Origin of the sequence: Natrialba taiwanensis DSM 12281 (genome assembly GCF_000337595.1) — an archaeon.
GTDB lineage: Archaea > Halobacteriota > Halobacteria > Halobacteriales > Natrialbaceae > Natrialba > Natrialba taiwanensis.
Genome location: NZ_AOIL01000042.1, coordinates 166,515 through 183,565, shown reverse-complemented (window position 1 = coordinate 183,565; position 17,051 = coordinate 166,515). Strand labels below are relative to the sequence as shown.

The following is a 17,051-nucleotide window of genomic DNA, read 5'->3' as shown; positions in this document are numbered from 1 at the left end:
CGGACAGANCCTGCTGAACCGCTCTTCCGATCTGAGCAATCGAACGCCACGCCGAGGGTCCCGACCGTCGTCCACGAGGAGCCGATCGCGAACGCGACGACGGCGGCGAGGATCGTTGCAACGGGGAGGAACACCGACGGCGACAGCAACTCGAGGCCGTAGTACATCATCGCGGGAATCGTCCCGGCGTCGATCCAGGTTGCGATGAGCGCGTAGATAGTGAAGATAATCAAAAGCGCCTGCAGCCCCATCATGAGGGCGTTCGAAATCCCCTCGTAGAGTTCATCCCAGGAGTAGCCGAGGTAGTACCCGTAGGCCCCTGTTGCGACGATACTCCAGAGCAACGGCGCGTGCGGATCGAGCCCGAGCACGGCCGAGCCGATGCCGAGGAAGACGACGATCAGCAAGACCGGAACGAGCGCCAGCCTGAACGAGGGCCGGCGCTCTGGGTCGAGTTCGTCGATCGACATCGGCGTAAAGTCGAGTGCCATTGACCGTGATATGCAGCACGAGAATAAAAGAACAATGGTTTATTACCTCTAAGCATGCAATCTGGTACCGAGCGCCACGGATGCACGTCTCACAGTCTCCCTACCGTACAGGAGGTTGGGTAGCCAACGATGAAGCGCCGCGTCTCAGCGATCAGCGTCCGCGTTCTGGCCGTTGCTCGAGCGAAAATCGGTTATTCGCTGTCGGTTTGTGACGATTTCGTGCCGTCCGAACATGATTGTGACTGTGAACTCGTGTGCGCACGGTCTGAACTCGGTGCTGTGTCCGGGTCGTCTTCGGTCACGTCGAGTTCAGCGAGGTATTGTTCCGCGTCATAGCGAACGTACCCGGTGTAGAGGAAGATGAAGCCGAAGATGAGCGTGGGAACGCCGAACAAGAGAAAAAGGGCGGCCAGTGCGGTGCCGAGGTCGGGCGGGAGAGCCCCAGGAGTCGGTGTGAGCATACCGGTACCGAGTCGCCGTGCGGTCAAAGGCGTTCCCCCGTTTCGGCTGTGCCGTCCCATCATCTCGCCGGTTCGTATTAACGTTGGGACGAGCAGGAGTCAGCGAGAAAAAGCGCTCAGGTTCGTCTGCAGTCCCGCCGCGAGTTCGGATTTGCGCTGGAGTCGGGCGTAGGAGACCGGTAACTGCGGTGCGATTTCCGCCACTGCCTGGTGGAAGGTTTCGGCTTCGCCGAACTCGCCCGCGAGCGATTCTCGCTTGCTGGCTGGCTGGGTGCTCGCGCTGCCTGGCGTGCCGTCGAAGGCGTTGCGGACGCTTTCGCGGACCTGCCAGACGCCGACGGGGGCCCAGTAGTCGTCCGATACCTCGCGGAGGACGAGACACTTCGCCTGGCGGCCAATCGACTCGAGGTATTCGAGGACGCCGAGTCGCGCGGCGTAGTACGCGCCGGCGGTTTCTTCGACGTAGCTCGTGCGGCCGTCGTAGCCCTCGTTCGCACTCTGGAGCCAGATGTCGCCGTTCTGGTTCGGGTTCCAGATGCTGCCCGGCGCTTTCATCTCGACGAGTTCGAACTCCCAGTTGCCGGGGGCGAGGACGATCCAGTAGCGGTTGCCCATGTACTCGTTGACTCTAACCTGCACCTCGTCGATGCTCGGCTCGGACCGGATACGGCCGCGGAGGAACTGGCCGACGGTGTCGTCGACGGCGGTGATCGACCACCGCGTCGGGACGAGCCGGCGCTGTTTGGTCTCGCCGAGCGCGCCGGCCGAGAGGATCGAGTTGATGTCGTAGACGTCGAAGCCGCGCCGGTAGAGGTAGGTCATCGCGCCCTGGGCCTGCCAGTCGTCGTCCTCTAAGGTCTTCTTGACCGGTTTCGGGACGTAAGGGTTCTCCCGGAGTTCGGCGTTGCGAGCGTTTGCACGCGGGCCCCGTGGCGTCGCAACGTCCGTCCCCGCATCGAGACTGAGGTCGGGCGTGTCGTCGAGTCCGATCTCCAGGTCGACCGGTCGATCCGCGATGGCGACCTCGCGCTGGACGCCGACGAAGCCGTCCCAGCTATCGTGGACCGAGGGGGTGAGCCGGCTCGCGATGCTCGGCGAGTCCACGTTCGCGCGCTTGTTCGAGTTCAGCAGGCCGGTCCGGCGCTGGAGCACGTCGTCGATGGCGTACCCCTGCTGGTACCAGTTGCCGTCGGTGATGTACTCCTCGGCGGCGTCCTCGTCGCCGACGGGCGAGAGTACGCCGATCGGAATGTCGGGGTAGTTCGATCGACCGACGAAGATGGAGGGTGCCGTCGATCCGACGAGGGTGTCGCCGCTGAGGGCGTCGTCAAACCGCTGTTCGAACTCTTCCAGGTGGTCCGTAATCGCGTAGGACTTTTCCTTTGCGAGGCGGCGGCGTTTTGCCTCCTCGTCGGGTTCGAGTTCCTCGATGTAGTCGTCGAGGCGCATTCACTCGCTATAGGGAGCGCTGGGGTTTGAATGTTGAGTTGCTGGGTGGCCCACGCGAGCGATCGCTAGAGGTATCGTGCTCGGTGGACCCCAGGCGAAATGTCAGAGGCAGCGGCCCGGCAGGTGGGCGAGGTGGTCGAGTATCGGGCACCGCGAATCGACCATCGCCAATCAGCCAGCAGCCAGTGGCTAGCAGACAGCGGGCACCAGGCCGCACTCACTGCTTTCCCCCGGGACATAAAGTAACCTCTCGGGCGTTTTCTGAGTCAGAGAATCCTCGAAGGGAGTGAGCCGACGGCAGGGAGCCGGTTCGGTGGCCGCTGAACTATAGTAGCCACTGACAGTCAGTGTACACCTGATCGCACGATTACTGTACGATCAGTGTGTAAATCGTTTCAGTTGCTACTATAGGTGCACGTGCGCGTTGAGGTATCCTGTTCGGATTCGGGTTCGGGTTGGAACGCGCAAAAGACAACCGTTAAAAACGGCGGGCGGAAAGGGAGGGGTATGAGTACGACGGACGATCGCCAGACACGGTCCTGCGTCTCCTGTGGGATCAACATCGCCGGCACGAACGCAGCCGCGTTCAAGTGCCCGGAGTGCGGCCAGCAGATTTACCGCTGTGCCAAGTGTCGCAAGCAGAGCAACCTGTACGAGTGCCCCGACTGCGGGTTTATGGGACCCTGAGGTGTTACAATGGGAAAAGTAGCTGCCAAAATCAAGGTCATGCCGGACAGCCCAGAGATCGACCTGGACGCGCTCCAGGAGCGCCTCGAGACCGCCCTTCCAGAGGGTGCCAAGATCAACGGTGTCGAACGTGAGGAGGTCGCGTTCGGTCTCGTCGCACTGTACCCGACCGTGATCGTCCCCGACGGTGCAGGCGGAACGGAAACCGTCGAGGAGAACTTCACTGGCGTTGACGGCGTCGAAAGCGTCGATGTCGACAACGTCGGTCGGATATAACGCGCTACTGCAGATTGCGGATCGCTTTTCGAGAGAGTGTCAGTTCGGTTAGTCGACGGTTCGTTTGGCGTCGGAATCGATCGCCGTGAGGTACTGTTCGAGGAGGTCCGGGAACTCTCGGCCCCTGATGTAGCGCAGGCCGAAGTCCTCGGTCCAGTCGATGATACCCGTGTCCTCGGTGACGACGCCGGCGTCGAGTTCACGAGCGAGGATCAGCAGGTCGAAGTCCTCTCGGGAGTCGAGCACGCCGGTTCGCATGGCGCTGCGGTACTTCTCGCGGAGGTCGGAGATGATCGCGTCGGTTTCGGTCTTGTGGTCGTGGTCCGGAACCGTCTCGTCGGTTGCGGTTTCGGCGCGACGGACTGCGGTTTCGGAGACGCGGAGGCCGCGGTCGACGCGGCCGCTCATCTCGTCGACGAAACTGTAGACAACGTGGGCGGGGATCGTGACTGCGTACCGGTCTGGGTGTTTACGGATGACCCAGGTGTTGAGTCGGGAGAAAACCGCGTCGTCGACCTCGCGGTCCGCGAGCATCGTCGTGAGCTCGTCGTGGATCGTCGGCGGGACGTAACACGAGATGCCGAGGTTGAGTCGGGCGTTCGCGATCAGTTCGAGGAGTCGAAGGATGGCCGGTTCGAGTGACTCGTCGTCGCGTCGGATTTCCTCGGTGAGAAACAGCGAGGTATCGAGGACGAACCGCTGTTTGAACGCCCCGCCGGAGGTGGCCGTGGCCATGGAGAATGTAGGGGTTGAACGGGGAAATAACCCCATCGCAGCGAGAGCAGCCGGTCTCGAGAGGCAGTTACGTCACGGGTCGGGTTGCTGGTTGCGGTTGGCACCCAGATCGGCCTGGGAGACGATCTGTGCGCCGCGGTCGGAGAGGTCGACGGTCACGTCTTCGGTGACGGCCTTGCTGATTTCGTCGATATTGCCTGCAAGCACCGTGAGGATGTCGTCGGGATTTGCGTACAGGAGCATGTTTCCGTCCTGTCCCTCGGCGACGAGTTGCGTGTCGTTCAGGACGATCTGGTCGTTCTGAATCGTCGCGGCGACGACCGGCAGCGCCTCGGGCTTGCCGGGTTCGTCGTCGCGGACGCGACGGATGTGGACGGCGTCGAGATCGAGAACCTCCTTGTACTCCTGGATCTTCTCGGCGCAATCGACCATGTCCTGGAGGAGTTCCGACTTCTGAGCGCTCGCATGATCGCCGTCGAGACAGTGCTGACAGACGCGGAGTTCGATTCGCATTGCCCGTCAGTTGGTCCCCCAGCCCGATGAGAATTCCGCTTGGCTCCCACCGGTCGACGCGCCGTCCGCACGAACTCGTTCCTGTTGGTCAACGGTAGATATAAGTCACTACCGATCAACAATTAGAACGGAAGCCACATCGGACATGGAAATGTCCCGGATGTTGGAGCATCCGAGACGTGGCTTCTAACGCGCAGCTCGAAGCCATGTTTGCGTACATTCTCACGGGATATAAACATCCCGCACGACTGACGCATCGATCAATCCGATCAGTAGCAACGCGTTCTGTCGAGAGAACAGGAGAAACGAGGTGCCGGTCGGCATGACCGACGACACCGGCGCGAGCGATGCGCAGAGCGGCGACACCGGGACGACGGACGGTTCGGAGACCGTCAGCCTCCCGCGCTGTCCCCGCTGTGGGACACCCATCACGCAGACCACCATGATCGGTCCGGGCGAGGCCGTGGCCGGCCCCTGCGGCTGTCGCGTCGCCCCGCCGGACCCCGACCGATCCGGGTCCGACTGATCCTCGCGAACCGAGTTCACGATCCGAGTTCAGCCGCGTCGCAGCCGCGGTGGTGAACTCGGGTCGCGGCGGTCAGCCGAGTTGGCGGGAGTGTTCGAGACGACCATCGCCATCACTGTCACCACCACAACCATCGGAACCACGGCGACAGCTACCGACACTACCGCACAACTCGGCCCGCAAACGCGACGCTCGGGTGAACTCGCACGCGCTTCACTGAACTCGTAACTCGTCACGAGACGACTCATCACTATCGACAGCACGCGGTCCCGAAATCACCGAGAGAAACGCGGAGAACGGCCGTTGCGCTCGGAAACGCCGAGTTCAGGAGAGTTGCTTCGACAGCCACTCCAGGTTCGTCGCGATCGCCGCGATAACGATCGCCCCGAGGGAGATCAAGATGAGGAACGTCGAGACGACGCTCACCATCGGATCGAGCGCCTGGCGGATCTGCGTCCAGGCGAGCACCGGAATCGTCGTCGTGCTCGGCGTCGAGAGGAACAGCGCCATCACGAACTCCTGGAGGCTGATGATGAACGCGAGCAGTGCGCCGACGAGGATGCCGTGTTTCACGTTCGGCAGAACGACGTGGACGAACGAGCGCACGGGTCCCGCACCGAGGTCGTGGGCCGCGTCGAGTTGCTGCCAGTCGAACCGGCTAAAGACCGACCGCATGACGAAGTAGACGAGCGGCGTCGCCCAGAGCGTGTGCGCCAGGATGATACTCGCGTAGGAGCCGCGCAGGCCGACCTCGCTGAAGTACATCAACAGCGTGATGCCGAGGACCACCGGCGGGATCAACAGCGGGATCAGAACGAGCGGTTGCAGTATCGCCCCGAGGGAGTCGTCGGTGTCGAGTTCCTGCCCGAAGGCCCCGGTCACGCCGAGGAACGACGCGAGCAGCGCCGTCCCGACGCCGATGAGAATACTGTTCGTGAAGGCTCTGAGCCAGCGCGTGCTCTCGAAGAACTCGCCGTACCAGGCGAGCGAGTAGCTCTCGGGCGGGAAGGCGAGCCGGCCCGCCTGCGAGAACGACGTGACGACGACGACGAACAGCGGCAACAGCATAAACACCAGCAGCGCCAGGTAGCTGGCGCGGAACACGCGGTTTTCGACGGTTTCTCTATGCAAGGTCGAAGTCACCTCCGAAGCGGTTGAGGATCGCAAAGAGCACGCCCGTGCTGATGAGCATCAGGACGAGCATGATGACCGAAAAGGCGGCCGCGACGGGATAGCGCTGATCGGTCAGCAAGAGCGTTTCGATGTAGATCGCGAACGTGAGATTCTCCGAGAGCAGCCCCGGCGCCGCGTACGAGCCGACGCTCCAGGCGAAGGAGATGACGGTCGCGACGATCACGCCCGGCATCACCTGGGGGACGACGACTTCGACCACCGACCGCGGCCGACTCGCGCCGAGGTCGCGTGCCGCCTCGACGATGTCCCAGTCGATCGTCGCCATCACGCTGTAAATCGCCAGGACGGCGTACGGAAGGACGATGTAGAGTTGGCCGATCCCGGCACCGACTATACCCGGCACGAACTGAATCGGTTCCGAGACGAGGTTCAACGAGAGCAGAATGTCGTTTACCGTGCCCGTCGGCGAGAGCAGCGGCGTGAACGCGTAGGTCCGGATGACCAACGTCGTAAGCAGCGGCAGGATAACCGAGAACAACAGGAGCGACTTGACGAGGCCGTTCGAGCGCCAGATCGCGTACGCGTAGAACAGGGCGATACCGACGGTTACGATCGTCACGGCCCCGCCCAAGACGAACGAATAGACAAGAATACTCCAGAAGAGATCGAACGAGAGGATGTTCTCGATCACCGACGAATACGCATCGAGCGACCACGTTCCCGATTCGTAGGGGAGATCGGCTGATCCGGATGCGACGCTAATCCGCAGCAGGATGAAGAACGGAATCACGAAGACCAGCAACTCGAACGCGATCAGCGGTGCCATCAACAGCAGCGCCCGCCGCGAGTTCGACTGGCCGATGACCGCATCTCGAATTCGGTCGAACGAACTCGGGTCGTGCGTGTTCGTAGTAGTCATTGGTATCTCAGGTGTTATAGGGTAACGCGTGTGCCATCGTCACTGAACGCGAGCGCGTCCTCACCGTCCCACTCGAGTCGAATGTCGTCGCCGGCGGCGTGAGCACCGGTGCTCGCGTCGGTTCGTTCGGCGAACATGGACGATCCGTTGATCGAGACGGAGTAGCGTACGGTCGACCCGCGGTAGATGACGTTTTCGACCGTGCCGGTGACGGCGTTGTGTGCGCTTCCATCCGTGGCGACCGGCTGTTTGCCGGCCGCCTCCGGGCGACCCTCGCCGTTGATCGAGAGGATTTCGGGACGCAGCGACAGCGTGAGCCCGGTTCCCTCGTCGACATCCGGTTCACCGTCCGTCGGTAAGACGAGTTCAGTACCGAGTTCGGTATCGACGTGAACGGCGTCCGAACTCGTGCGCGTGACGACGGCGTCGACGAAGTTGGTGTCGCCGAGGAAAGCCTCGATAAAGCGATTCTTCGGGTTCTCGTAGACCTCGTCGGGGTCGCCGACCTGGACGAGTTCGCCTTCGTTCATGATGCCGATCCGGTCGGCGAGCGTGAACGCCTCGTCCTGGTCGTGCGTGACGTGGACGAACGTTTCCTCTAAGTCCTCGTGGATCTCGCGAAGTTCGATCTGCATGTCTTCGCGGAGCCGTTTGTCGAGGTTCGACAGCGGCTCATCGAGCAAGAGGACATCGGGATTGACCGCGAGCGAGCGAGCGAGGGCGACGCGTTGTTTCTGGCCGCCGCTCAGGTTCGTCGGGTCGTCGTCGCCGTAGCCGCCCATCTGGACGCGTTCGAGCATCGACTGCGCTCGTTTTTGACGGTCGTCTTTCGACATGCCACGCATTTTCAGTCCGAACGCGACGTTCTCGAGGACGGACTTGTGCGGGAACAGCGCCCAGTCCTGGAAGACGGTCGAGGTGTTTCGTTCGTAGGCTGGCTGGTCGGTAACGTCGTCCGCCTCGATCGAGATGGTGCCGCTTGTCGGCGTCTCGAGCCCGGCGATCATGCGGAGCGTCGTGGACTTTCCGCTTCCACTCGGGCCGAGTAGGCACAACAGTTCGCCGTCCCGAATCTCGACCGAAACGTCTTCGACGGCGGTCGTTTCGCCATACTGCTTTTCGAGGTCGTGTAGCGTGATCTCTGACATTGGTATCTGATATCGTGTTCACTCAGAACTTGGACACTCGTGCTGTGATCTTTCGCTGATGCAATCAGGAACGCTGTTGGATACTCGTGAACTCGTCGGAGAGGGTCGCGTTGTGTTCGGAGAGGAACTCCCAGTCGGGGAACGCGATGTTCTGTGCTTCCTCGGTCGTCGTCGGGAGGTCCTCCTCCAGGCCGCTGGCGTACTCGATGTTCTCGTTACTGAACACCATCGGGTGACTCTCGGACCACGCAGACTGCACGTCGGAATCGAGCAGGAAGTTGATGAACTGCTCGGCCTCGTCTCGCTTGTCGGTTCCGCGGACGACACACCAGTTGTTGAGCCAGCCCGTCGTCTGCTCCGGCATCGTGTGAGTCAGCCCGTCGTAGTCCTGGATGTCGTAGGCCGTCTGGTCGTAGTACCACTGGGCCGCGTCGATGACGCCGTTCTCGAACGCCTGCCAGATGTCCTCGCCCGAACTCGCCCAGCTCTGGACGTTCCAGTCTGCGACCTGGGCGAGCACGTCCTCGTGGTACGCCGTATCGTGCATCTCCCCGGCACCGTCTTCCTCGTCCATGCCGATCGCCGCAGCGTAGAGGGGATACCACCAGAACCCGGTATCGACGCCGATTCCCGAACTCGATTCGATGGCGGTTGACGAGAGGTCGCCCCAGGTTTCGGGATCGATATCCGCATCCTCTCGGTGGATGATCGTACAGGGTGCGCCGTCGACCGGCAGCCCGTACTCCGTGTTGCGCATCTCCCGATAGAAGTCGATGATCTCCTCGGCGTTGGGAACGTTCTCCGTCCGAATCGGCTCGAAGAGATCGTCCTGGCGACCGTAGTAGTAGAAATTCCCCTCGGCGACGGTCACGTCGAACGGCGGGTCGTCCGCTGGTGCCGTCTGGATATCCGTAAGGATGTTGTTCCAGCCGGGATAGATCTCGATCGGCGTTTCGAACTCGTCTTCGTACCGCCCGACGACGCCCTCTTCGAATCGATCCGCATAATTCCCGCTCCAGATACTCACGCGCAACGGATCTCCGTGCCCGAGTAATTTGGCACACCCGGCGAGTGCGGTAACAGATCCCACCGCCGTTGCGGACAGTAGCCGGCGTCTCGATGTCGATTTGCCCACAGATTCAGTTCTCGACTCAATCGCTGACTTTGTTTTACTGGTCTCTGCATCCCGTTCTGGGCCTGCAGCCATTGGTGCCACGGTTCTACCCGGGTTGCGACATAAAACCGTTGTGATATTCGAAAAACATCTCGGCGACACGAAACGAGTTCAGGAGCGGAGTCGACGACGCAGAGCGAAGCCGACCGCTGAGCTACCACCGGGCCGGCGTCCTCACTCTACTGTTTCGGCGGGATCAACGACCTCGTCGGTCGCGGGGTAAACGCCGACCTGATCGCAGATGTCGGCCATCGGACACGCCTCCGGATCGTCGAGACAGGCCGGCTTCCGCGCCGTACAGAACTCGCGGCCGAACTGGATCGTCGCGGTGTGGCCGAACCCGCACTTCGCGGTCGGTACCTCGTCTTCTACCACCTCGCGCACGTCCTCGTGATCCGCGTCCGGCGGCGCGATCCCCAGCCGCCGATAGATCCGGTGCACGTGGGTATCGACCGGGAAGACGCCGCCGCGACCACCAGCAAAGAGCAACACGCAGTCGGCCGTCTTCGGGCCGACGCCGCGAACGTCAAGCAGCGTCTCGCGGACCTCACCGGGCGCTTTGTCCGCGACGAAGGCGTCGAACGCAGCCGCCGAGCCGAACTCGTCACAAACCCACTCGGCGGCACCGATTATCATCTCGGATTTCTGGTTGTAGAGCCCGGCGGAACTGATCGTCTCGGCGAGTCGCGACTGTTCCGCGGCGGCGAGTTCAGCGGCGAGATCGGCATCGGAACCGCCGTAGCGGTCAATCAGGGCGTCATGAGCCGGCTGACTTGCCTTGTCGCTCGTGTTCTGACTCAAGATGGTGCGGACGAGACAGGGAAAGGCATCTTGCCCGCCGTAGGTCTTCTGCCAGTATCGTTCGCCGAGCCGATCGACGACGCGTTCCGCCCGGGTATCCGCGCTTGCAGGGTTGAACTCGGCGTCGATGCCGCCGCCCGTCGTTCCGCCGCTGATATTGACGGCTGGCTCCGGGTCCGAGTTCGGAGTCGACTCGTCGCTCATAGGTCAGTTTCAGCGAGCAATGACTATCGGTCTTTCTCTCCTGGACTGCAACACGGAACGCAGCACAGATCAGTGGCTAAGCGGATCTTCGACCTTGCAGGCGAATTTCTCCCCGCACTCGCAACACGTCGCCGACCGATCGTAGCCGTCGGTCATCGAACCGGTCCGTTCGCGCGTTCGAAGGACCATGCGGTTGATGTCAACACCGACTTTCGTCTCGCAGTGCGGACAGATAACGCGTTGTGACATACTGATCGATGAGTGCTCTTCCATATTGGTGTTCTGGCCGTCTGCCGAGTCGCTACTCGACCGTCAGCGTCACCGTCGTCTCGGTACCCGAAGCAAGCGCCGCGACGAGTTCACGATCGAATCCCTCGGCGGCGAACGAAGCCCCGACCACGACCGTTCGATCGTCGACGTAGTCGCTGGTCCGCCCGACCGCGCTGCGCTCGTTGGTGAACTCGAGGTCGGGATGGCCACGGCCCGTGACCGACTCGCGGTGGCCGTCGGCCTCGATGGTGACGGTAATCGTCGCGTCCGCGTCCCGGCACGCGGCGACGAACTCGGGATCAAAGTCCGCGGGCGCGCGGTCGGCGTCGATCGCGAGGATACAGTCGCCCGCGGGGGTCAGGTAGTCGTCGGTCGTTATCTCGAAGGTGCTCGCGTGGGCGGCGCTAACGTGTTCGTGTCCGGTTGCGTGGATGATTTCCTCGTAGCTCTCGCCCCCGTCGTCCGAATCGCCGGTCATACCCGAGCGACGGGCCCTGGTGCAGAAAACAGGTGCGACTTCGATCGTTCCCGGCGACCTGCGAGCAATCGACGTCGCGCGAAACTACAGCAAACTCGCGCCGTCGAACTCGCTCCGGTTGAACTCGATGTCCATCAGATCGAGAATGGTCGGCGCGATATCGAAGAGGTCGGCGTCGCCGATGGAGGCGTCCGGATCGTCGATGTACAGCGAAGTATCGTCGAAGTTGTGCATGCCGTTTCGCGGCCCGGTCGTGAACACTTCCGAATCCGCTTTGAACCCGGACTTCAGGTCGAACCCGTTGCTCGGGATCGCGACCAGATCCGGCGCGATGTCGTCGTGGTCGCCGCGGAAGGCGTCTTCCTTCTCGACGACGCGGTCGACGACCGGGCGTCCCTCCGGCCCCTCGAGCGCCTCGAGTTCGGCTTTCAACTCGTCGCGGACCGCATCGTACTCGTCTTCGGGGACCGAGCCGCGGGGCTCGCGGCCCTCGAGATTGATGTAGAACCGGCCGGGGATGAACGAGTAGGCTCTCGTTTCGTCGGCAATATCGCCCAGTTCTTCCGGCTCGTCGGTGTTGAAGGAGAGCCAGCCGTTCTCCCGAAGCCACTCGTTGAAGTGGACCTCGTAGTCGAGGCTGGTAAAGCCGTGGTCCGAGGCGACGATGAGGGTCACGTCCTCCGGCAGCGTCTCGCGCAGGCGACCGATGTAGTCGTCGACCGCCTGGTAGAACTCGATGAACTCGTCTTTGTACTGGCCGTCGCGCTCGTAGTCTTTGAAGAGGAAGTGGTTGACTCGGTCGGTCGTCATGAAGACGCCGAAGAAGAGGTCCCAGTCGTCCTCCTCGAAGTAGTGTTTGAACGCCTCGAATCGGGCGTCGATCGTCTCGTGGGCGTCCTCGATGAACGCTTCCTTGTCCTCGTCGTGGCCCAGTTTCGGGTTGACGTCGATCCGGTAGTCGAGCGAGTCGAGATAGTCCCGTACGTCGTCGGGGTAGGCGGCCTTTTCGAGGCCTGGCGAGAGGAATCCGGAGACCATCCGCTGGACGTTGCGCTGTGGCGGGAACGTGACGGGGACGTTCATGACGGTCGCCTTGCGGCCGTCCTCCTGAACGCGGTCCCAGACGCGGGTAGCCTGGACTTCGCTGCCCATCGGAACGTAGGTGTCGTAGGTCCCGACTTCACGATCCTGGAAGCCGTAGACGCCCGTTTCGCCGGGGTTAACGCCGGTCGTGAGCGACGGCCAGCAGGCGCTCGATTCGGGCGGCACGATGCTCGAGATCTCGCTTGCGGTGCCGTCGGCCGCGAGTTCGGCCATATTGGGGAACAGGTCCTCGTTCTCCGAGAGGAGACTATACGGCACACCGTCGATTCCGATAAAGGCGACACGGGGGGATTCGTCGCCCCGCAGTCGATCGAAGAGACCCATAGGCGGACGTAGTTCGACCGCATACAAGAAGGTTCGTTTCGAGACACTCTTTTGAGAAGGGGGATAGCTCCTGCACAGATTCCGTCGCACCTCCTCTCATCTGCAGCCGACGCTACTGGAAGAAAAATGCCGGTTGATAGGGGCGAGTGGAGCGGATAGAACGAGCGGGGCCGAGCGGGGACCAGGTAACGGCGGATCCACGATCAGTGCTCGTCGTCGCGGTCGGCCGTCTCGGGTTCGAAGTTCGTCGGAACCACCGTCAGGTGGCGCATTCCGACACCGGCACTGGACTGATCGTCGGCCGGCACTGACTCGCGTGGGGACGGGTTCGTTGCTGCCATGACGATTCGGTCTACGACCTATACCCGGTTAAAATTACCCATGCTCATAATGCATGAGTTGGATAGCGCCGCATAACTCGGATGAATCGACGCCCAAACAAAGAGCGGGTGAGGTGTGAACGCCGCCGCTGCGAGAACGCTTACTCGAAGTGCTCTTCGTAGAGGTCCTGTGCGTGTTCGATCGCGTCGTAGGCGGCCTGTTTGTCCTCCCAGCCCTGCGTCTCGACTTCCTTGCCCGCCTCCAGGTTCTTGTAGGTCGAGAAGAACTCGTCGATCTCGTCGAGTTGCTGCTGTGGGATATCGTCGAGATCCTCGATGTGATCGTAGCGCGGGTCCTCGGTGGGGACGGCGATGACCTTGTCGTCCTGCTCGCCGTCGTCGTCCATCTTCATCAGCGCGACGGGGCGCGCTTCAATGACGCAGCCGGGGAACGTCTGATCCTCGACGAGCACGAGCACGTCGAACGGATCTTCGTCGTCGTAGTACGACTGTGGGATGAAACCGTAGTCGCTGGGATAGTGGACGTTGCTGTGGAGCACGCGGTCCAGGACGACGCCCGGGACATCCTTGTCGTACTCGTACTTGTTCCGCTCGCCCTTGAGACACTCGACGACGGCGTAGATCTCTTCGGGCGGATTCGGTCCGGTCTCTACATCTTCCCAGAGATTGACCATGCACCGCACACTCTACGGTGGATCAAAAAGTACTTTCCTAATCACGTTTCACGTTCTACGTGACGGTTGCCAGACAGCCGACACACGGGCACCAGATGTGGACCCACCCACATTCGTCGCCAACCCCTAAATCACGCCGAAACCGGCGGGATCGCCGAATAGTTGGCAAGCCTTAAATAGTCTGGTGACATTTGCACAGGTATGTCAGAGGCACAATCAATCACCGGCGAACAGAGTATCGCACGAGAACTTACGGCGTTCCAGAACAACATCCTTGTCATCCTCGCCAAGGAACCGATGTACGGCCTGGCGATCAAGCGCGAACTCGAGGACTACTACGGCACCGAAGTCAACCACGGCCGTCTCTACCCCAACCTCGACGAACTCGTCGACCTCGGGCTGGTCGAAAAGAGCGAACTCGACAAGCGAACCAACCAGTACTCGCTGACCGACGACGGCTACGAGGCCGTCCTCGACGGCATCAACTGGACGCTCTCGAAAGTCGTCACGGGCGACGACCGCGCCGACGAGATCCGGGACATCATCGAGAGCAGTTACTGAACGCCGCCGCGTTCAATACTGAACTCTTTTGCCGTCGACGAACGAAAGCGACGGTCAGCAGCGACGAGCTACAACCGGGGAACGGCGAAAGCGCCGAAAGCGGCGGACAAATCCTACGAGTTCTCCTCGCGCGTCACTCGTACACTGCTTGCGTCTTCCGAGACGGCTCCATCGATCGTCACGGACTCGCCAGCGGTCTCGAAAGCCAGTTCGACTGACTCACCGAGGAGGGCCTGCTGTGCGTCCGAGGGCCAGGCGTTGCGGACGACGTACTCCGTCAGGAACTCCTCGAGTTCAGCGGCCGTCAGCGACTGGATCGGCTTGGCGTAGTGGTTGCCCGCGAAATCGGCGAGGAGGCGTGCGTTCTCGCCGTGGGTGTCACCGTGGGCGGCTCGGACCTGTGCGACGAGGTCACGATTCTGCGCGTCGACCGCGTCCCAGTCGTCCGGATCGCCGGTGCCCTCGAGCGGGATTTCGATCGCGCGCGAGAGGTCGTCGATCCGATCGGTCCTGATAACGCCGGCATCGTCGTCGTGCCACTCATCGGGGTGGCAGACGAGCACTGCATCGGCCTCCTCGCGAACGCGCGCGCTGAAGTCGTGGTCAGCGAGAAGGTCGGCGCGTCGGTTTTCGTAGGCTGTAGCCTCGTTTTCGTCGGGGGTCTTGCGCGCGAGTCGCGTGAGACGTTCGGCCTCGTCGACGATATCGGCGGGGAGTTCATCGTCGGTTTCTGCCGCGGCAGGATCGGTGTCGGTTGCGGCGGAAGCAGCGTCAGCTACGGCGGTGTCGTCACTCCGGGACGACGCCCCATCGCGTTCGGTTCCGTTCGAATCGCTCATATCGAGTCGTTCGCGGTGGAAGGCTTTCCGCTTGCTGGTCTCCCTGTCGTCGATTCGCCGTCAGGTACGACGCGCGGACATCGAGAACCGAAACCGAATCATCCCTGATCGAGCGCTTTGTTTGCGAGTTCATCCGCGCGGCTGTTGACTTCGCGGGGGACGTGTTCGAGGGTCCACTCGTCGAACTCGGTCAGCAGTTCGTGGACGGTGACGCGTTTCTCGCGGAGGTCTGGATCGTTCGTGTTGTACTCACCGCGGACTTGTTTGACGATGAGTTCGGAGTCGCCGCGGACGTGGAGTTCGTCGTAGCCGTAGTCGCGCGCGGCCTCGAGAGCGGCGATAAGTGCCTCGTACTCGGCCTGGTTGTTCGTCGCACGACCGATCCGTTTACTGCCCTCGGCGACGATACCATCGCCCGTGACGATCACCCAGCCGATTCCAGCGGGACCGGGGTTACCGCGTGCGCCGCCGTCGAAGTAGACGTGGGCGCGTCCGCCACCCTCGCGGAGCAGGGCTTCGAGTTCACGCGGATCGCTGCCCTGGATGACGATTTTGTCGTCGTAGGCCACGGCTGTTGCGCCGCCGCGACTCGCACGCCAGCGTTCGTGATCCGTATTTCCGGATTCGACGGCGACACCGGCGTCTGTGAGGCGGTCACGCGCGGCGTCGACGTCACACTCGAGAACCGGCATTCGGTCCTGTGATCGGCCAGTTCCGGATAAAGGTTTTCCGGTTTCAAATCACAAACTGCGGTTCTGACGCGCTATATCGGGCGATATTCCGCATTTTCCGTCAATAGTCGAAACAGGTTACCAAAGGTTTATATACTATCGTGATGCTACTATAAAAGTGCGATGACACGGTCCACCCGCCAGCGGGAGCGAACGCGTGAGACGGACGAGACCGAGGATCAGGAGGGGGTACGTGCCTGCCCCGAGTGTGAATCGGACAATCTCGTAAAGGACTCCGACCGGGGTGAGCTCATCTGTGAGGACTGTGGGCTCGTCGTGGAAGAGGAGAAAATCGACCCTGGCCCTGAGTGGCGGGCGTTTAACCACCAGGAACGACAGGAGAAGTCCCGCGTCGGTGCGCCGACGACCCAGACGATGCACGACAAGGGACTGACGACGACGATCGACTGGAAGGACAAAGACGCCTACGGGCGCTCTATTTCGTCCAAAAAGCGCAGTCAGATGCACCGGCTGCGCAAGTGGCAAGAACGGATCCGCACCAAGGATGCTGGCGAACGGAATCTGCAGTTCGCACTCAGCGAAATCGATCGAATGGCGTCCGCACTGGGTGTCCCGCGGTCGGTCCGCGAAGTCGCTTCGGTCATCTACCGACGCGCACTCAAAGAAGATCTCATCCGCGGCCGATCGATCGAGGGCGTCGCCACCTCGGCGCTGTATGCCGCCTGTCGAAAGGAGGGAATCCCACGCAGCCTCGAAGAAATCTCGGAAGTCTCACGCGTCGAACGAAAGGAAATCGGTCGCACGTATCGCTATATCTCGCAGGAACTCGGCCTCGAGATGCGACCCGTCGACCCGAAAAAATACGTCCCCCGCTTCTGTTCTGAACTCGAACTCTCCGAAGAAGTCCAGACCAAGGCCAACGAAATCATCGAGAAGACGGCCGAAGAAGGGCTCCTCTCCGGGAAATCACCGACTGGCTACGCCGCTGCCGCGATCTACGCTGCGTCACTGCTCTGTAACGAAAAGAAGACCCAGCGCGAGGTCGCAGACGTGGCCCAGGTGACCGAAGTCACCATCCGCAACCGGTACCAAGAACAGATCGAAGCGATGGGAATCCACGGGTAACACCGTTCGCTCACCAGTCACTACCACTTTTATCGGGACCGTCCCGCTGACCAGTACCCACACGAGACCACCGTCGACCACACTATACTGCACAGTTTTACCGTCTCGAACGTTGGCGACCGCAG

Annotated in this window: 22 protein-coding genes; 5 read left to right on the top strand and 17 right to left on the bottom strand. The window is 61.8% G+C overall.

Annotated elements, in window-relative coordinates; all coding sequences use genetic code 11:
• Positions 1-682 precede the first annotated feature (682 nt).
• On the bottom strand, positions 683-952 hold the full coding sequence (locus C484_RS11490) for a hypothetical protein (protein WP_006826104.1): 270 nt from the start codon (positions 950-952) through the stop codon (positions 683-685).
• A gap of 99 nt (positions 953-1,051) precedes the next feature.
• Positions 1,052-2,401, bottom strand: coding sequence for an Nre family DNA repair protein (locus C484_RS11485; protein WP_006826103.1), 1,350 nt, complete (start codon positions 2,399-2,401; stop codon positions 1,052-1,054).
• Positions 2,402-2,908: 507 nt separating this feature from the next.
• On the opposite strand from C484_RS11485, the gene C484_RS22340 reads away from it, so the two are divergent.
• Positions 2,909-3,088, top strand: a complete 180-nt coding sequence (locus C484_RS22340) for an HVO_2753 family zinc finger protein (protein ID WP_006666601.1) — start codon at positions 2,909-2,911, stop codon at positions 3,086-3,088.
• Between the two features lie 9 nt (positions 3,089-3,097).
• Positions 3,098-3,364, top strand: a complete 267-nt coding sequence (locus tag C484_RS11480; protein WP_006108897.1) for an elongation factor 1-beta — start codon at positions 3,098-3,100, stop codon at positions 3,362-3,364.
• A gap of 48 nt (positions 3,365-3,412) precedes the next feature.
• Here C484_RS11480 and C484_RS11475 read toward each other — a convergent pair whose 3' ends face one another.
• Both C484_RS11475 and C484_RS11470 read right to left on the bottom strand, forming a co-directional pair.
• Positions 3,413-4,099 carry an RNA ligase partner protein gene (locus tag C484_RS11475; RefSeq protein ID WP_006826102.1) on the bottom strand — a complete coding sequence of 229 codons (687 nt, stop codon included), beginning with the start codon at positions 4,097-4,099 and terminating at the stop codon, positions 3,413-3,415.
• 72 nt (positions 4,100-4,171) lie between these two features.
• Positions 4,172-4,612 (bottom strand): hypothetical protein, encoded by a 441-nt coding sequence (locus C484_RS11470; protein ID WP_006826101.1) that lies wholly within the window; start codon positions 4,610-4,612, stop codon positions 4,172-4,174.
• Between the two features lie 322 nt (positions 4,613-4,934).
• On the opposite strand from C484_RS11470, the gene C484_RS11465 reads away from it, so the two are divergent.
• A complete protein-coding gene (locus C484_RS11465; RefSeq protein WP_006826100.1) occupies positions 4,935-5,138 on the top strand; it encodes a hypothetical protein in 204 nt (67 codons plus the stop codon).
• Between the two features lie 29 nt (positions 5,139-5,167).
• Here the strand turns inward: C484_RS11465 and C484_RS23040 are convergent, their stop codons facing one another.
• From C484_RS23040 to C484_RS11415, 11 genes are all read right to left on the bottom strand, one after another.
• A complete protein-coding gene (locus tag C484_RS23040; protein WP_152422703.1) occupies positions 5,168-5,386 on the bottom strand; it encodes a hypothetical protein in 219 nt (72 codons plus the stop codon).
• 76 nt (positions 5,387-5,462) lie between these two features.
• Positions 5,463-6,269, bottom strand: a complete 807-nt coding sequence (locus C484_RS11460) for an ABC transporter permease (RefSeq protein WP_049915357.1) — start codon at positions 6,267-6,269, stop codon at positions 5,463-5,465.
• Entirely contained in the window at positions 6,262-7,191 is a 930-nt protein-coding gene (locus C484_RS11455) for an ABC transporter permease (protein WP_006826098.1), read from the bottom strand. The genes C484_RS11460 and C484_RS11455 overlap by 8 nt, the downstream gene beginning before the upstream one ends.
• Positions 7,192-7,205: 14 nt before the next feature.
• On the bottom strand, positions 7,206-8,339 hold the full coding sequence (locus C484_RS11450) for an ABC transporter ATP-binding protein (protein ID WP_006826097.1): 1,134 nt from the start codon (positions 8,337-8,339) through the stop codon (positions 7,206-7,208).
• Positions 8,340-8,403: 64 nt separating this feature from the next.
• A complete protein-coding gene (locus C484_RS11445) occupies positions 8,404-9,546 on the bottom strand; it encodes an ABC transporter substrate-binding protein (protein WP_049915353.1) in 1,143 nt (380 codons plus the stop codon).
• Positions 9,547-9,687: 141 nt separating this feature from the next.
• A complete protein-coding gene (locus C484_RS11440; protein WP_006826095.1) occupies positions 9,688-10,518 on the bottom strand; it encodes an endonuclease III domain-containing protein in 831 nt (276 codons plus the stop codon).
• 69 nt (positions 10,519-10,587) lie between these two features.
• The gene (locus C484_RS11435) at positions 10,588-10,767 is read right to left on the bottom strand and encodes a hypothetical protein (RefSeq protein WP_006826094.1); all 180 of its coding nucleotides are present in this window, start codon (positions 10,765-10,767) and stop codon (positions 10,588-10,590) included.
• A gap of 52 nt (positions 10,768-10,819) precedes the next feature.
• The gene (locus C484_RS11430) at positions 10,820-11,266 is read right to left on the bottom strand and encodes a DUF371 domain-containing protein (protein ID WP_006826093.1); all 447 of its coding nucleotides are present in this window, start codon (positions 11,264-11,266) and stop codon (positions 10,820-10,822) included.
• Between the two features lie 84 nt (positions 11,267-11,350).
• Positions 11,351-12,694, bottom strand: coding sequence for an alkaline phosphatase family protein (locus C484_RS11425; protein ID WP_006826092.1), 1,344 nt, complete (start codon positions 12,692-12,694; stop codon positions 11,351-11,353).
• Between the two features lie 203 nt (positions 12,695-12,897).
• Entirely contained in the window at positions 12,898-13,035 is a 138-nt protein-coding gene (locus C484_RS23670; RefSeq protein ID WP_006826091.1) for a hypothetical protein, read from the bottom strand.
• 140 nt (positions 13,036-13,175) lie between these two features.
• Positions 13,176-13,709 carry an inorganic diphosphatase gene (locus C484_RS11415; RefSeq protein WP_006666615.1) on the bottom strand — a complete coding sequence of 178 codons (534 nt, stop codon included), beginning with the start codon at positions 13,707-13,709 and terminating at the stop codon, positions 13,176-13,178.
• A 201-nt stretch (positions 13,710-13,910) separates the two neighbouring features.
• Between C484_RS11415 and C484_RS11410 the strand changes: the two genes are divergently transcribed.
• Positions 13,911-14,270, top strand: coding sequence for a PadR family transcriptional regulator (locus C484_RS11410; protein WP_006666616.1), 360 nt, complete (start codon positions 13,911-13,913; stop codon positions 14,268-14,270).
• 113 nt (positions 14,271-14,383) lie between these two features.
• Here C484_RS11410 and C484_RS11405 read toward each other — a convergent pair whose 3' ends face one another.
• Both C484_RS11405 and rnhA read right to left on the bottom strand, forming a co-directional pair.
• Positions 14,384-15,109 (bottom strand): DUF7108 family protein, encoded by a 726-nt coding sequence (locus tag C484_RS11405; protein WP_006826090.1) that lies wholly within the window; start codon positions 15,107-15,109, stop codon positions 14,384-14,386.
• 98 nt (positions 15,110-15,207) lie between these two features.
• The gene (gene rnhA / locus C484_RS11400; RefSeq protein WP_006826089.1) at positions 15,208-15,801 is read right to left on the bottom strand and encodes a ribonuclease HI; all 594 of its coding nucleotides are present in this window, start codon (positions 15,799-15,801) and stop codon (positions 15,208-15,210) included.
• A gap of 162 nt (positions 15,802-15,963) precedes the next feature.
• Between rnhA and C484_RS11395 the strand changes: the two genes are divergently transcribed.
• A complete protein-coding gene (locus C484_RS11395) occupies positions 15,964-16,926 on the top strand; it encodes a transcription initiation factor IIB (RefSeq protein ID WP_006108914.1) in 963 nt (320 codons plus the stop codon).
• The last annotated feature ends 125 nt before the right edge of the window (positions 16,927-17,051 follow it).

Coding starts and splice junctions, on each gene's coding strand:
- C484_RS11490 (WP_006826104.1), bottom strand. CDS start 952: ATGCTCACACCGACTCCTGGGGCTCTCCCGCCCGACCTCGGCACCGCA.
- C484_RS11485 (WP_006826103.1), bottom strand. CDS start 2,401: ATGCGCCTCGACGACTACATCGAGGAACTCGAACCCGACGAGGAGGCA.
- C484_RS22340 (WP_006666601.1), top strand. CDS start 2,909: ATGAGTACGACGGACGATCGCCAGACACGGTCCTGCGTCTCCTGTGGG.
- C484_RS11480 (WP_006108897.1), top strand. CDS start 3,098: ATGGGAAAAGTAGCTGCCAAAATCAAGGTCATGCCGGACAGCCCAGAG.
- C484_RS11475 (WP_006826102.1), bottom strand. CDS start 4,099: ATGGCCACGGCCACCTCCGGCGGGGCGTTCAAACAGCGGTTCGTCCTC.
- C484_RS11470 (WP_006826101.1), bottom strand. CDS start 4,612: ATGCGAATCGAACTCCGCGTCTGTCAGCACTGTCTCGACGGCGATCAT.
- C484_RS11465 (WP_006826100.1), top strand. CDS start 4,935: ATGACCGACGACACCGGCGCGAGCGATGCGCAGAGCGGCGACACCGGG.
- C484_RS23040 (WP_152422703.1), bottom strand. CDS start 5,386: ATGAGTCGTCTCGTGACGAGTTACGAGTTCAGTGAAGCGCGTGCGAGT.
- C484_RS11455 (WP_006826098.1), bottom strand. CDS start 7,191: ATGACTACTACGAACACGCACGACCCGAGTTCGTTCGACCGAATTCGA.
- C484_RS11450 (WP_006826097.1), bottom strand. CDS start 8,339: ATGTCAGAGATCACGCTACACGACCTCGAAAAGCAGTATGGCGAAACG.
- C484_RS11445 (WP_049915353.1), bottom strand. CDS start 9,546: ATGGCTGCAGGCCCAGAACGGGATGCAGAGACCAGTAAAACAAAGTCA.
- C484_RS11440 (WP_006826095.1), bottom strand. CDS start 10,518: ATGAGCGACGAGTCGACTCCGAACTCGGACCCGGAGCCAGCCGTCAAT.
- C484_RS11435 (WP_006826094.1), bottom strand. CDS start 10,767: ATGTCACAACGCGTTATCTGTCCGCACTGCGAGACGAAAGTCGGTGTT.
- C484_RS11430 (WP_006826093.1), bottom strand. CDS start 11,266: ATGACCGGCGATTCGGACGACGGGGGCGAGAGCTACGAGGAAATCATC.
- C484_RS11425 (WP_006826092.1), bottom strand. CDS start 12,694: ATGGGTCTCTTCGATCGACTGCGGGGCGACGAATCCCCCCGTGTCGCC.
- C484_RS23670 (WP_006826091.1), bottom strand. CDS start 13,035: ATGGCAGCAACGAACCCGTCCCCACGCGAGTCAGTGCCGGCCGACGAT.
- C484_RS11415 (WP_006666615.1), bottom strand. CDS start 13,709: ATGGTCAATCTCTGGGAAGATGTAGAGACCGGACCGAATCCGCCCGAA.
- C484_RS11410 (WP_006666616.1), top strand. CDS start 13,911: ATGTCAGAGGCACAATCAATCACCGGCGAACAGAGTATCGCACGAGAA.
- C484_RS11405 (WP_006826090.1), bottom strand. CDS start 15,109: ATGAGCGATTCGAACGGAACCGAACGCGATGGGGCGTCGTCCCGGAGT.
- rnhA (WP_006826089.1), bottom strand. CDS start 15,801: ATGCCGGTTCTCGAGTGTGACGTCGACGCCGCGCGTGACCGCCTCACA.
- C484_RS11395 (WP_006108914.1), top strand. CDS start 15,964: ATGACACGGTCCACCCGCCAGCGGGAGCGAACGCGTGAGACGGACGAG.